At 56.7% G+C, this 13,224-nt stretch carries 13 protein-coding genes; 5 read left to right on the top strand and 8 right to left on the bottom strand.

The annotated features are described in order from the left end of the window. A partial coding sequence (locus tag QE270_RS07190; protein ID WP_300037315.1) for an acyl-CoA dehydrogenase family protein occupies nt 1–667 on the bottom strand: 667 nt, incomplete at its 3' end. A gap of 90 nt (nt 668–757) precedes the next feature. Next, complete coding sequence (locus tag QE270_RS07195) at nt 758–2,335, bottom strand: MFS transporter (protein ID WP_300037347.1); 1,578 nt, start codon at nt 2,333–2,335, stop codon at nt 758–760. Between the two features lie 255 nt (nt 2,336–2,590). Between QE270_RS07195 and QE270_RS07200 the strand changes: the two genes are divergently transcribed. Together QE270_RS07200 and QE270_RS07205 are read left to right on the top strand one after the other, a co-directional pair. Continuing rightward, complete coding sequence (locus QE270_RS07200; protein WP_300037318.1) at nt 2,591–3,334, top strand: Bax inhibitor-1/YccA family protein; 744 nt, start codon at nt 2,591–2,593, stop codon at nt 3,332–3,334. Between the two features lie 142 nt (nt 3,335–3,476). Continuing rightward, nucleotides 3,477–4,205 (top strand): hypothetical protein, encoded by a 729-nt coding sequence (locus QE270_RS07205; RefSeq protein WP_300037321.1) that lies wholly within the window; start codon nt 3,477–3,479, stop codon nt 4,203–4,205. Between the two features lie 27 nt (nt 4,206–4,232). Here the strand turns inward: QE270_RS07205 and QE270_RS07210 are convergent, their stop codons facing one another. Continuing rightward, on the bottom strand, nt 4,233–4,661 hold the full coding sequence (locus QE270_RS07210; RefSeq protein WP_300037324.1) for a CBS domain-containing protein: 429 nt from the start codon (nt 4,659–4,661) through the stop codon (nt 4,233–4,235). 63 nt (nt 4,662–4,724) lie between these two features. On the opposite strand from QE270_RS07210, the gene QE270_RS07215 reads away from it, so the two are divergent. Beyond that, nucleotides 4,725–5,018, top strand: a complete 294-nt coding sequence (locus QE270_RS07215) for a hypothetical protein (protein ID WP_300037327.1) — start codon at nt 4,725–4,727, stop codon at nt 5,016–5,018. A 43-nt stretch (nt 5,019–5,061) separates the two neighbouring features. Continuing rightward, a complete protein-coding gene (locus QE270_RS07220; RefSeq protein ID WP_366142255.1) occupies nt 5,062–5,190 on the top strand; it encodes a hypothetical protein in 129 nt (42 codons plus the stop codon). Nucleotides 5,191–5,273: 83 nt separating this feature from the next. Here the strand turns inward: QE270_RS07220 and QE270_RS07225 are convergent, their stop codons facing one another. The 4 genes from QE270_RS07225 to uvrA all read right to left on the bottom strand — a co-directional run bounded on the left by QE270_RS07225 (nt 5,274) and on the right by uvrA (nt 11,651). Further along, nucleotides 5,274–6,017, bottom strand: a complete 744-nt coding sequence (locus QE270_RS07225) for a DUF4167 domain-containing protein (protein ID WP_300037330.1) — start codon at nt 6,015–6,017, stop codon at nt 5,274–5,276. A gap of 181 nt (nt 6,018–6,198) precedes the next feature. Further along, the gene (gene prmC / locus QE270_RS07230; RefSeq protein WP_300037333.1) at nt 6,199–7,050 is read right to left on the bottom strand and encodes a peptide chain release factor N(5)-glutamine methyltransferase; all 852 of its coding nucleotides are present in this window, start codon (nt 7,048–7,050) and stop codon (nt 6,199–6,201) included. 9 nt (nt 7,051–7,059) lie between these two features. Further along, a complete protein-coding gene (locus tag QE270_RS07235; protein WP_300037336.1) occupies nt 7,060–8,613 on the bottom strand; it encodes an alkaline phosphatase in 1,554 nt (517 codons plus the stop codon). A gap of 74 nt (nt 8,614–8,687) precedes the next feature. Continuing rightward, nucleotides 8,688–11,651: an excinuclease ABC subunit UvrA gene (gene uvrA, locus QE270_RS07240; protein ID WP_300037339.1), complete on the bottom strand. Its 2,964-nt coding sequence runs from the start codon at nt 11,649–11,651 to the stop codon at nt 8,688–8,690. A gap of 160 nt (nt 11,652–11,811) precedes the next feature. Here uvrA and QE270_RS07245 point away from each other — a divergent pair, with 160 nt between their 5' ends. Continuing rightward, nucleotides 11,812–12,618 (top strand): NUDIX domain-containing protein, encoded by an 807-nt coding sequence (locus QE270_RS07245; RefSeq protein ID WP_300037342.1) that lies wholly within the window; start codon nt 11,812–11,814, stop codon nt 12,616–12,618. Between the two features lie 54 nt (nt 12,619–12,672). Here QE270_RS07245 and QE270_RS07250 read toward each other — a convergent pair whose 3' ends face one another. Continuing rightward, nucleotides 12,673–12,990, bottom strand: a complete 318-nt coding sequence (locus tag QE270_RS07250; RefSeq protein ID WP_300037344.1) for a 2Fe-2S iron-sulfur cluster-binding protein — start codon at nt 12,988–12,990, stop codon at nt 12,673–12,675. Nucleotides 12,991–13,224 lie beyond the last annotated feature (234 nt).

A 13,224-nucleotide genomic window follows, 5' to 3' on the forward strand; every position in this document is an offset into this window, starting at 1 on the left:
CTTCGAAGAACAATTCCGATGTATCGGCTTCGTCCATACCGATTTTATCAAGGTTGCGGCCGCGCTTAAATCCTTCGCGATCGGCTTCAACCAAGACAATCGACATGCCCTTATAGGCAGGTTGAATTTCGGTATCGGTCATAACGCAGACGAGGATCAGGTCCGCATTCTGGCCATTGGTGATATATGTTTTGCTGCCGTTGATGACATAATGATTGCCGTCTTTTTTGGCGGTGGTCTTCATAGCCTGAAGATCGCTACCAGTGCCGGGCTCAGTCATCGCGATTGCGGTGATGACCTCGCCTGAGATCATCTTGGGCAGCCAATGCTTCTTCTGCTCTTCGCTGCCATAGCTGGTGATGTAGTTTACTACGATATCGGACTGTAGCGAGAATCCAGTCGCTACGCCGCCATAATAAGCCGATTCTTCATCAACAATGGCGTTGTAACCAAAGTCGAGGCCAAGGCCGCCATATTCAACAGGCGCAGTGGGGCACAGCATGCCAACTTCGCCAGCCTTGGGCCAGATGGATTTTGGGACGATGCCGTCTTCCTGCCACTGCTTTGCGTGGGGGGCGACTTCCTTTTGCAGGAACAGGCGCACTGACTGGCGAAACGCCTCATGATCTTCGTTATAAGCGGTACGTGGAATGGTATCGAGTGACATGTGAAAATCCCCTGCAAAATGGGCCTGCGGTTATGCGTACTTCAATGGCAGTAAGTTGACGTGGGCGTCAAGCCGAATTTAATCGTTTGATTAAACCGGCTCTCCTGCGTCACGGGCACGCTCAACTATTGTCCGTTCCGCCTGGGGCACTGTGCGATAGGCGGCGATTAGCAAAGCCAAGGCGACAGGCGCGACCGCGATCAGCGACAGAATGCCGACGCGCAAGTTACCCACCAGCTTGCCATCGACCATTGTTCCAGTGAGATCGGAAACCTGCCCGACAATATAAGGCCCAAAGGCCAAGCCAACGAGCGTAGTGCCCAAGAAGAACGCAGCGGTCGCCGTGCCGCGCATCCGTGGCAACACCAGGTCCTGCGTTGTGGCTGCTGCCGCGCCGAGCGCCGTCGCACCGAGCATGACGGCGACGAAGTTCATTGCATAAAATAAGATCACGTTATCGGCGGTATACCCAATGCCGATGGGAATGATGGGGCCCACGACGCCCATGATGACGACGAGGATGCGACCCGCTGGATTCTTCGTACGCAACGCATCTGCGACCCGTCCGCCTATGATAACGCCCAAAAAGCCGCTGAGGGCTCCATTTGCGCCAAGGATGAATGCTAATTCTTGCTTGGGCAGGCCCAAAACCGTTTCGGCATAAGGTGCTGACCAAAAGGTAAGTGCATAGGCAGCCAAAGCCACCAGGCCATAACCAATGGTGGTGCAGATAAATGCTGGCGTGCCCCAAATCAAACGGAAGGTCGCTGGGTCTTTTGCGCGCAGCGATGATGCCCATGAGAACACAGCGTAGAAGCCGAAGCCAACAGCCGACCATTGCGGGAAATTGCCTGTGAGTTGGATCATCATATAAGCAAAAGCAGCAATCGCACCTCCGGTTGCAAGGTTGATGACGAGTGCTGCAGGACCGCGCTTATAGGCACCCCAAAGGGTGAAGGGCGGCACGATCATCGAAAGGTCTTGCGCGAATGTTCTGAATGGGGCGGGATGCGCTGGGGTAACAAGGCCATCCATCGCGCCGCGCAAGGGCTCACGCAATGAAGCGACCCATAAGCCGACCAGCACGCCCGGAATACCAACGGCGACGAACGCCGCATGCCAACCAGATAGTCCAAGTGGTCCACCTTGCGGGTAAGCAGCGTTCCAACTCTGGACAATCAGCGCACCAAGAAAAAGTGAAACACCGCCGCCAATGTAAAGACCGGACGAGTAAATCGCGAGTGCAGTCGCACGCTGCTTTTTTGGAAAATAATCGGAAATCAGCGAATAGGCCGTCGGACTTGCGGTTGCTTCGCCAACGCCAACGCCCATGCGCGCCATGGTCAACTCAGCTTGGTTGCGCGCAAAGCCAGATAGGGCGGTCATAATTGACCATAAGGCAAGGCCAATCGACAGCAGCTTCACGCGGCTCCAATTGTCCGCGAGCCGACCAAGCGGAATGCCGAATAGAGCGTAAAAAACCGCAAAGGCGGCGCCGCCCAAAAACCCCATGTCGGCGTCTGTCAGGCCAAGGTCAGCCTTAATATCAACAGCCAAAATACTTAAAATTTGCCGGTCGATGAAATTGAGAATGTAGACGACAACCAGAACCATTAGGACATACCAGCTATAGCTGCTGGCCTCTGGGGAAGGTGCGTCGAGCTCTATGGGAGCCGATTTGCTCCGTTCGCCTTCGACCGTCCCACTCACTGACCTCTCCCTCATGCGCCGTTATCGACTTATTAGGGCAGGGCTAGCACAACGGGCAATGGGTGCAACATGAATTACAATTCAACTTGCGGTGGCTGGATTGGTTTAAAAAAATTCATTTTTTGTATGTCGTGTTTTACTTGAAATTAGGACGATTTCCTCCAATAACATGTCCATGCGGCTATAGTGCCGTGTTTTGAGGAGAAATAAGTCATGGCACAGTGGTCCGATCCACGGGTAACCGGGGCCCAGTCAAGTCTTGCAGGTGTCGGCTCACGCGCCGGTGACGTCGCTTTTGACGCCGGTCTGCGTTCGCACATGCTCAAGGTTTATAACTATATGGCGTCGGGCGTGTTGCTGACTGGCGTCGTTGCGATGCTGTTTGCGCAAACCGAGTTGGCGCAAAACCTAATGACCAACCCAAGCATGATGAGCTGGGTCATTATCTTATCACCATTGGTGGTTGTACTGGCGATGAGCTTTGGCCAGGGCAAATTCTCGGCGTCAACGCTTCAGTCAATGTTCTGGGGTTTTGCAGTCCTGATGGGCCTTTCGATGGCGCGCATCTTCATGATGTTCACAGGCGAATCCATTGCACAGACATTCTTTGCCACCTCTGCAGCTTTTGCTGGGCTTAGCCTGTGGGCTTACACCACAAAGAAGGACATCAGCGGTTGGGGAAGCTTCCTCGTGATGGGTATGGTCGGCTTGATCGTTGCATCTATCGTTAACATCTTCCTTGGTTCGGATACGCTTCATTGGGTGATTAGCGCTGCGGGTGTGCTCATCTTTGCAGGTCTGACGGCTTATGATACCCAGCGTATCAAGAGCGAGTATTTCTACCTGCAAGGTCCAGAAATGATTGGTAAAGCAGCGGTTATGGCCGCGCTGACGCTGTATCTGGACTTCATCAACATGTTCCAGTTTTTGCTGAGCTTCCTCGGTAATCGCGAATAATCATCGGCGGTTCCGCTTGAACGCATAAGGATGGCCCGGTGGGAAACCACTGGGCCATTTTCTTTGGGATTTTGTCGAACAGGGCTTTTCTTTCCGTGTAAAATCTTGTTGGAATCAGGTTCATCAAATCGGAGACTAAGTAATGCGCTGGAGCGTTAAGAATCTAGCAGCCATCATCCTCGTTGGTGCAGTTGCTGCTTGCGCGCCTTCGCCAGTGAAGGTGGTGCCACTGTCTGCCGCTCCCGCTCTTACGCCTGCGATGCCGCTGCCGCCCGGTGGCGCTGCTGTATCAATGACTATTCCGCCAATCGGTTTGGATGGCGTTCGCGTTACGCCCAATCGCGGTCTTAGTCGTGACGAACAGATCTGGCATTTCCGGTCGGCCCTGAATGTTGCAGCGCTTAATTGCCAAGGGCCAGTTTGGGGACAAATTGCGAATGAGTATAACAAGTTCATCGTTATCCATAAGGTGCTGTTGTCAAAGACCAGCAAGGCAGTCGATCGCGAATATGTGAAGCGCTACCCCAAGCAAAACGGCTTGCGCATTCGCGACACGAAGTTGACCGATTTGTACAATTACTTCGCTCTGCCGCCAGTACGGGCTCAATATTGCGACATGTCACTGCGCAAGCTGACGGAGGCTAATCAGGTGCCGAAGGAAGCCTTGGCCGAATATGCCATTGGCGGCCTCATCGATATCGATACTCTCTTTGTGAATTTTTATGATGCCTATGTGAAGTACCAAGGCGACTTGGCGGACTGGAACATGAAATATGCGCCCAAGCCGGTATATGCGCCGCCCAATAACATCATGGCCCCGCCGGTGACAGCGCCGCCGGCTGGCGTCGCTACGCCCTTACAACCTGGTTAGTCGTCAATGGCGGTGGTGACGCCCAGTTCATGCCATGTTTATATAATCGCGCATAGCCGCTGCTTCGGCTTCAATTTTTTCGATCCGGTGCTTTACTAAGTCACCGATGGATACAAAGCCAACAAGGGCACGGTCTTTGATAACTGGCAAGTGGCGGATGCGGCGTTTGGTCATGAGTGATAACGCGTAAAGTATTGCCGTATCGGGCGTGACAGATATAGCGGGAGCGGTCATTGTATCCGCAACCGTCTTGGTTAGGAAGGATGCGCCGTGCTTGGCGACCCCGTAGACAATGTCGCGTTCGGAGAAAATGCCGATGACGGACTTTCCGTCTATCACAGGAAGTGCACCGATCCGGTTCTCCGCCAAACGAACCACGAGATCTCCCACGCTTTCATCCGGTGATGCCGTCAGCACGTCCGGACGGTGATTGGCCAGTATTGCAGAAATCGTCATCGACTCTCTCCCTATGTTCTTGCCTCGGATGGAACTTATAGCATAAGACGACCTTATCAAGACATGACTCGTCCCTCCCGCCTCGATAATCCCCTATATGCTAGCTTCGCTTGGCACAGATATTGGCGCCTCATGCGCTGGATGTTCGGCGTGACATTGATTGTTACTGTCGCGGCGTTGGGTACCTTCTGGTGGCAAAACGGTATGGTTTCCATCCACTTTTTCATTGCGACCGCAGGCGCAATTTTTGGCGCTGTCATGCTAACGGCGGCACTCATGGGGCTCGTATTTTTATCGAGCGGCTCAGGGCATGATGAGGCTATTGACGACCCATTTGCGGACGAAGTCGACCGGTGACCGAGAATATTCAAAATCTTCCAAGCGGCGCGGGCGCACCTCAATGGGGGTTCGGGTCGAGGTGATTGCAACGCGTGCGCGTGGCCTGCAAGAGGTGAAAGTCACAGAAGGTCTGTTCACCTTCGTCGCACTTGACGATGAGCATAAGCCACGGCCATTGCCTGAGGGCTGACCGCACCGGTGTTCCTCAAGCCATCTGCTCGCGTTTAGCCGACAGATTATAGTTGAAGCGTCCTCACGAGAGCTTCCGTGGAATCATTCTGCTGCGGCTGGAACCTCTTCATCACCAGTTGCTTTTGCCCGGCGCGCACGTGGCTTGCGGGCTGGCTTTTCACCCGCGCTGTCATCCTCGCTTGACGATATTGCAATCGAAGGCGGCAAGACGGCAAGGTCGAGGCCGGCCGGGGCGTCATCATGGTCTTCGCTGTGATGACGGCGTGGACCACGATTTGCGCTCCGGCTATTTGCGGGCCGTTCGCTGCGCTCAGGACGTTCGCTGCGTTCCGGGCGACCGGCGCGCGTTTCGCGTTGGTCCCGTTGATCGCTGTCGCTTGAGTCCTCATCGGATGCGGCTTCTGCGTTTCCGGACGATGGATGATCGTCATAATTTGGCGAGCGATCATAATTGGGCGAACGATCGTCGTTCTGCCAATCGTCGCGGTTGTCATCGCGCGCGTCGTCACGTGGCCGGCGTTCGCCTTGCTGTTCCTGACGTGCTTCCTGGCGGCTGCGGAAATCTGCGAGCACACGGAAATAGTGATCGGCAAATTGCAGGTGATATTCGGCATTGACGCGGTCGCCATTAAACTGCGCATCTTGTGCCAGTTTCTTGTATTTTTCGAGCATCTGCGCTGCGTTGCCGCGCGCACGATTATCAATCAGATTTTGATAGTCAAAACCGCTGCGGTTGTTGTTCTGTTGCCGGTTGTTGTTGCTGTTGTTATTACGACCGCGGCGACGATTGTTGTTATTCTGCTGCTGCCTGTTGTTGGTATTCATCAGGGCTGACCCGTCCTCTGTTTTGGCACTTAATGTTACATGGAACCCCTGAACCCGATTTGGGTTGCGCTAGGGTCAGCATTGACCCTGTCAATTTTTCCATCTGCGCTGGGGGGCGGCTTCGCGCTAAAAGACCGTTGAGCCGGAGTTTTTGCGGCAATGCCTTCTCGTCCTAGTCGTACTATTCTTTGATTCCAAGCGAAAAGCGAATGACGCGCGAATTGCCCGCAAGATCATGATGCAGTTCTGTTAGAAAACCGGCGTCTGAGGCAAGTCGTTGAACTGATTCTGCCTGATTATAGCCAATTTCAAAGAACGCGACCCCACGCGGGTCAAGTAACGCGCCCAATCGCGGGATCAAAAGTCGGTAATCATCTAGTCCGTCTGCGCCCGCAAACAGGGCATTATGCGGTTCGTGCGCAGACACCATTGGGGCAAGCTGTTTGCCGTCTTCAATATACGGTGGATTGCACAGGATGAGGTCAAACACACCTAACTCAACGTGCCAACCTGTCTTTGTCCAATCGCGGTGCGCAAACTCCGCCCGGTCGGCAAAGCCCAAGCGTTCGGCATTGCTGCGCGCCACGGCAAGTGCCGCTTGGCTGGCATCCATGCCATAGCCTCGCGCATTTGGAAATATCGACAGCGCCGCCAGCAACAAGGCGCCAGAGCCTGTTCCAAGGTCTGCGATGCGGGAAGGCGCTTCGTTAGACGCAAACCAGTCTATTGCCGCCTCAAGCAAGGTTTCGCTATCCACCCGGGGAATAAGGACATCGGGCGTGACGTGCAATTCAAGGTCCCAGAACGCTTGCGTGCCAGTAATATAGGCTATGGGCTCATCGGCAGCCCGCCGGGCGAGTAGCGCGCCGAAACTGTCCGGTGCACAAAGATCGTGCTGCCGCAACAGCATTGCTGACCGGTCGATGCCAAGCGCGTGCGCCAACAAAAGCTCCGCATCAAGGCGCGGCGTTGGGCTAATGCTGCCAAGGGCAGTTGTCGCAGTGCGCAGGACAGGGGCAAGGCCAGTCATCATGCGCCCTCCTTACTTGAAACCCAACGCAGCACGCATGATCTGAAATATGGTGTTCTGCTCAATCGTTCCCTTGAACAAATGCGCCTTTGGGCCAGCGGCGCGGGCGACCACATCTTCGCCGCTGTGCGTTTCAGAGCCGGTGGGGATCAACGCCTGCTGCCGGTAATTCAGCGCCTGTGTATCTTCCTTCAACGGGTCGGCGCGCGGCAATGTCGTGACCGCGCCGGGGCCATTGATATAGCCCAAGGTGGTGTAGCCCTTGCCATCAAAGGCCAGCATCGATTTGCCTTTCTGGTCCACCACAGGGCCGAGGATCGGGTTACTGCGCTCGGGATAGCCCGCCATGGTAAAGGTGTGGCTATGGTCCGATGTGACGACGATTAGAGTATCGCGCAGGTCGACACTGTCCATCGCCGCCTTCAACGCATCGTTCAGCGCAACCGTGTCCTGCAACGCGCGATAGGCGTTTCCGGCGTGGTGGCCATGGTCGATCTTGCCCGCCTCAACCATCAGGACATAGCCCTTGCGGTTCTTGGACAGCATCGCGATCGCCTTCGTCGTCATTTCGGCGAGCGATGGTTCTTTGGATCCCGTCGCGGTTCGGTCGGCATCAAATTGCATGTGCGATTGTTCGAACAGGCCAAGCAGCTTTGCGGTCTTCTGCTCGTCGACGGCGGCAAAGCCTTCGCTGTTCCACACATATGCGCTATTGGGGTTGGCGGCCACCCAGCTTGCGGTCAGGTCCTTGCCATCGGCGCGCTTGCCCATTTTACCGGCATATTCGGGGTCAGCGGCGGTGTTGGGCATGAAATGCTGGCGTCCACCGCCCAGCATGACCTCAAATCCGTCGCCATGCGGCCATTCGACCATTTGCCGCGCGATGTCGATGCAGCCTTCGGCCTTGGCGGCGGCGGGCATATTGGCGTCGACTTCCCAATCGCGTTGCGCGGTGTGGGCATAGGTTGCTGCGGGTGTGGCGTGCGTGATGGTCGCGGTCGACACGATGCCGGTGGCATATCCCCTGTCCTCGGCCATTTCGAACAAGGATTTGACCTTATAGGGCTCGGTTGCCTTGCAATTACTCTCAACGGCTTGTGGGCCAACGCCGATTACGCCGTTCAGCGTCTTGACGCCGGAGACAATCGCGGTTGCTGTCGGCGCGCTGTCGGGCACTTGGCCATCATGCGAATAGGTTTTGACCAAGGCGGTGTTCGGCAAGCGATCCATTTGCGCGATATAGGATTCGCCGTCGACGCCCTTTTGCTGCCCTTCAAAAATACGCGCAGCGGTCAACGTCGTGACGCTCATGCCGTCACCAATGAAGATGATGACATTGCGCGCCTTGCGGTCATTGGGCTTGTCCGCCTCCAACCGTGCGAGCTCAGCCGCGCCCGCCTTTAAATAGCCCTCGCTGGTGGTGAGCGGTGGCGTGCCAATGGGGCGTGCGGTGGGTTTGACGGTTGTAGCCGACGAGGGTGCAGGTTCAGGGGTAGACGCATATTGCGCCATAACCGGCGCGGTGATCAGGCAGGACGCCAATAGGGCAGATGGCAAATTACGCATGATACTCTCCTCAAATGACTTTTCGCCCCTCGCAGATTAAGATGACCGGGGCGTGACAGCAATCTGGACTTAGCTCAGCTCGCCTTTTCCAGCATCGGCTTCAAATAATGCCCGGTGTAACTCGCCGCGACCTTGACCACGTCCTCTGGCGTGCCCTCAGCGACGATTTCGCCGCCTTTGACGCCGCCTTCGGGCCCCAAGTCGATGACCCAGTCTGCGGTTTTGATGACGTCGAGATTATGCTCTATCACCACGACGCTGTTGCCCTGTTCCACCAGGCGGTGGAGCACTTCAAGCAGCTTGCGGACGTCTTCGAAATGGAGGCCAGTGGTTGGCTCGTCGAGGATGTACAGCGTCTGGCCGGTGGACCTGCGGCTGAGTTCCTTGGCGAGTTTGACGCGTTGTGCTTCGCCGCCCGATAGGGTTGTTGCCTGCTGCCCGACCTTGACATAGCCCAAGCCAACCTCGGCGAGCATCGCCATTTTGTCGCGGATCGGGGGGACGGCCTTGAACACCTCCACCGCGTCTTCGACGGTCATGTCGAGGACGTCGGCAATGCTCATGCCCTTCCATTTGACTTCTAGTGTCTCCCGATTGTAACGTTTGCCGTTACATTCCTCACACGTCACATAGACGTCGGGCAGGAAGTGCATCTCAATCTTTATCAGGCCATCGCCGCTGCAGGTTTCGCAGCGTCCACCCTTGACGTTGAAAGAAAAACGGCCCGGCTTATACCCACGCGCCGCGCTTTCGGGCAGCTGTGCGAACCAGTCGCGGATGTTGGTGAACGCGCCGGTGTAGGTCGCGGGGTTTGAACGCGGGGTGCGGCCGATGGGGGACTGGTCGATGTCGATGACCTTGTCGCAATGTTCGAGGCCAGTGACCTTGTCATGTGCGCCCGCGATGACGCGCGCGCCGTTTAAGCTGCGTGCCGCCGAAGCGTAGAGCGTGTCGATGGTGAAGCTCGACTTGCCCGAGCCCGATACGCCCGTGATGCAGGTGAATGTCCCCAGCGGAATGCTTGCGGTGACGTTCTTCAGATTGTTGGCGCGGGCGTTGTGGACGGTCAGCTTCTTTTTGTTGCCCTTGCGCCGCGTCTTGGGGACCGCGATTTCGCGGGTGCCGTTGAGATACGCGGCGGTCAGGCTGTCTTTCGATTTGAGGATTTGCTTCAACGTGCCCTCGGCCATGACGGTACCGCCATGGACGCCAGCGCCGGGGCCAAGGTCAACGACCCAGTCGGCAGTGCGGATCGCGTCTTCGTCATGTTCCACCACGATGACGGTGTTGCCCAGATCGCGCAGGCGGCGCAGCGTGGCGAGTAGGCGGTCATTGTCCTTCTGGTGCAAGCCGATGCTGGGTTCGTCGAGCACATAGAGCACGCCCGACAGGCCGGAGCCGATTTGGCTCGCGAGGCGGATGCGCTGGCTTTCCCCGCCGGACAGGGTGCCGCTGGTCCGGTCAAGGTTGAGATAATCGAGCCCGACATTGTTGAGGAAGCCCAAGCGTTCGTTGATTTCCTTGAGGATTGCCTTGGCAATTTGCTGCTGCTGGTTGGTCAGCGTCTGGTCAACGCTGCCGAACCAGACGAGCGCGTCACCGACGCTCATTTTCGTGGGTGTGGCGATGTCGACGCCCGCGATCTTGACCGACAGCGCCTCCGGCTTCAACCGCGCGCCGTGGCACGTTTCGCACGGCTGCGACGTTTGATATTTCGACAGCTCTTCCCGCATCCACGCGCTGTCAGTTTGCAGCAGGCGGCGGTTGAGGTTGCCAATGACGCCTTCGAACGCCTTGCGCACGGTATATTCCTTGCGCCCGTCCTTGAAGGTCAGCTCAACGGGCATGCCGCCGGTCCCGTGCAGGATGATAAGCTTCTGGTCGGGAGCCAAATCTTCCCAAGTCGACTCAAGGCTGAACCCATAAGCTTTCGCTAGGCTGGACAGCACTTGCATATAATAAGGGCTTGGCGGGTTGGATTTCGCCCAAGGCACAATCGCGCCCTTTTTTAACGATAGATGTTCGTTGGGGACCACCAATTGCGGGTCAAATTCCTGCCGCTCGCCAAGGCCGTCACAATCCGGGCAGGCGCCTTGCGGGGCGTTGAAGGAGAAGAGGCGCGGCGCGATTTCGGCGATGGTGAAGCCGGAGACGGGGCAGGCGAACTTCTCCGAAAACACGATGCGGTTGGCGGGCAGGCCAGTGCCTTTCATCGCGCCGCCAGTGACGTTCGGCACGGGAGCAAAAGTCGCGCGCGCTTCGCCGAATGTGCTTGGCACGCTGTCGGCGTTGGTGGTTTGCAACTCCGCCACGGTCGTATCTGCCAGATCGACAAAGGCCAGCCCATCGGCGAGCTTCAATGCAGCTTCGAAACTCTCGGCGAGGCGTTGCTGAATGCCGTCTTTGACGACGATGCGGTCCACCACAACTTCAATGTCATGCTTGTATTTCTTGTCGAGCGCGGGCGCTTCTTCGATGGCGTAGAGTTCTCCGTCGATGCGGACGCGGGTGTAGCCGGAGCGCTGCCACTCTGCGAGTTCCTTGCGATATTCGCCCTTGCGGCCTTGAACGACTGGTGCGAGCAGGAAGGCGCGTGTGCCTTCGGGCAAGGCCATGACGCGGTCGACCATCTGGCTGACGGTCTGGGCAGTGATCGGCAGGCCCGTCGCGGGCGAATAAGGTACACCGACGCGCGCCCACAAAAGCCGCATATAGTCGTAAATTTCGGTCACGGTCGCCACCGTTGAGCGCGGGTTGCGGCTGGTGGTTTTTTGCTCGATGGAGATCGCGGGGGACAGCCCCTCAATATGCTCGACATCGGGCTTCTGCATCATTTCCAGAAACTGGCGGGCGTAGGCTGATAGCGACTCGACGTAGCGGCGCTGCCCCTCGGCATAAATGGTGTCGAATGCGAGGCTGGACTTGCCCGAACCCGACAGCCCAGTGATGACGATGAGCTTGTCGCGCGGCAGGTCGATATCGACGCCCTTGAGGTTATGCTCGCGCGCACCGCGCACCTTGATGTGGGTGAGAGACATGGTTCAGCTTGTTCCAGATTTGTTCTAAAAGCGCAAGTACGCGCATCTTCCCAGAAATGGGGCAAAAGTGAACGAATTTCAAGGCAGGCTTTTGCTGCATCTTGCATCCAAGCGCATTTGCCGCTTCTAACGCGTTCAAAAGCATGCTTGAGTGAATGTCATGGAACCTGAACTTACTAATCACCCGATCAGCGGTGAACCACTACCCATTGCAACGCCTGCCGCCACTATGGTGATTTTTCGAGCCAATCCCGATGGCGGAGCGCCCTTGTTGTTGATGGTCGAGCGGGTCAAGGCGATGGCCTTTGCGGGCGGAGCGGCAGTGTTCCCCGGGGGTAAGGTTGATCCTGCCGATTTTGATTATGCCCAGATGCTGGGCGGGCCCCTGCCGCTGGATGAGGCGGCCGCCCGGCTTGCCGCAATTCGTGAGACGATTGAGGAAGCGGGCTTAGCGCTTGGGCTTTCGGGTGTTTCGGATGCAGCCAACTGCATTGATGCCCGTGCTGCGCTGCATGACGGCGAAAGTCTTCAGGCTGTCTGCAATCGTTTTGGCTGGGTACCCGATTTTGAACAGCTGGTGCCATGGTCGCGCTGGCGGCCGCCCGCCCATGAAAATGCTGGCCGCGTTTTTGACACGCGTTTCTATCTGGTGGATGCTGGCGACACGATGCCGCTGGCGACCGTTGACCAGACCGAGAACCGGATGCTGTTTTGGGCGACCGCTGGTGAGGTTCTGGAAAAAGCCGACAAAGGCGAAGTGAAGATCATCTTCCCAACACGGCGCAATCTGGAACGGCTGGCTATGTTTGGTGACTTTAATGCCGCCGCTGCGCATGCGGCGGAACATCCGGTATCGACAGTACTGACTTTTGTGGAGCAGCGCGCGGATGGAAGTTGGCTGTGCATCCCCGACGGGCATGGCTACCCCGTGCTTGAGGAATCGCTTGGTAGCGCCAAGCGGGGTTAACCCGCCCTCCTGCCTGCGGGAGGGCATTAGGTCAGCTTTAATACGCCGCCGAAATCAATCCTCAGGCGCGATGGTCACGATCAATCCATCAAGCGCATCGCTGACGGGGATTTGGCATGACAGGCGCGAGGTTTCGTTGCGGTGGTCGGTGCTGTCAAGCAGATCGTTTTCGTCCTCGCCCATTTTAGGCAGGCGGTCGGCAAAGGCAGGATCGATATGCACATGGCAGGTGGCGCAAGAACAGCAGCCGCCGCAAAGCGCGAGCAGTTCATCAAAACCATTGTCGCGGATGACTTCCATCAGCGACAGGCCGTTTTCAGCTTCGACTTCGCGGCCTTCGCCGTTACGTGAAATTACCGTGACTCTGGCCATGAGATGATCCCTTAATCCTAAACAATGGCGGACTGATAGTTTGCACCTGCAGACATGTGAAGCCCTACTTTGATGGGGATAAGTTAGGCCGCACACTTGGCCAGCGTGACACGAAGGCTTATGTCCCGAGACAACAGAATCAGAAAGACCTTCTATGACCGAAAATCGCCACGCACCTGTTGTCATCATTGGCTCTGGACCTGCCGGCTATACTGCTGCCGTTTACGCCGCGCG

Origin of the sequence: Sphingorhabdus sp., from assembly GCF_029865925.1 — a bacterium.
GTDB lineage: Bacteria > Pseudomonadota > Alphaproteobacteria > Sphingomonadales > Sphingomonadaceae > Sphingorhabdus_B.

Excerpts from the sequence above, each read along its gene's own strand:
- QE270_RS07200 (WP_300037318.1), top strand. The coding sequence starts at position 2,591 with ATGGCACAGTGGTCCGATCCACGGGTAACCGGGGCCCAGTCAAGTCTT.
- QE270_RS07205 (WP_300037321.1), top strand. The coding sequence starts at position 3,477 with ATGCGCTGGAGCGTTAAGAATCTAGCAGCCATCATCCTCGTTGGTGCA.
- QE270_RS07210 (WP_300037324.1), bottom strand. The coding sequence starts at position 4,661 with ATGACGATTTCTGCAATACTGGCCAATCACCGTCCGGACGTGCTGACG.
- QE270_RS07215 (WP_300037327.1), top strand. The coding sequence starts at position 4,725 with ATGACTCGTCCCTCCCGCCTCGATAATCCCCTATATGCTAGCTTCGCT.
- QE270_RS07220 (WP_366142255.1), top strand. The coding sequence starts at position 5,062 with ATGGGGGTTCGGGTCGAGGTGATTGCAACGCGTGCGCGTGGCCTGCAA.
- QE270_RS07225 (WP_300037330.1), bottom strand. The coding sequence starts at position 6,017 with ATGAATACCAACAACAGGCAGCAGCAGAATAACAACAATCGTCGCCGC.
- prmC (WP_300037333.1), bottom strand. The coding sequence starts at position 7,050 with ATGATGACTGGCCTTGCCCCTGTCCTGCGCACTGCGACAACTGCCCTT.
- QE270_RS07235 (WP_300037336.1), bottom strand. The coding sequence starts at position 8,613 with ATGCGTAATTTGCCATCTGCCCTATTGGCGTCCTGCCTGATCACCGCG.
- uvrA (WP_300037339.1), bottom strand. The coding sequence starts at position 11,651 with ATGTCTCTCACCCACATCAAGGTGCGCGGTGCGCGCGAGCATAACCTC.
- QE270_RS07245 (WP_300037342.1), top strand. The coding sequence starts at position 11,812 with ATGGAACCTGAACTTACTAATCACCCGATCAGCGGTGAACCACTACCC.
- QE270_RS07250 (WP_300037344.1), bottom strand. The coding sequence starts at position 12,990 with ATGGCCAGAGTCACGGTAATTTCACGTAACGGCGAAGGCCGCGAAGTC.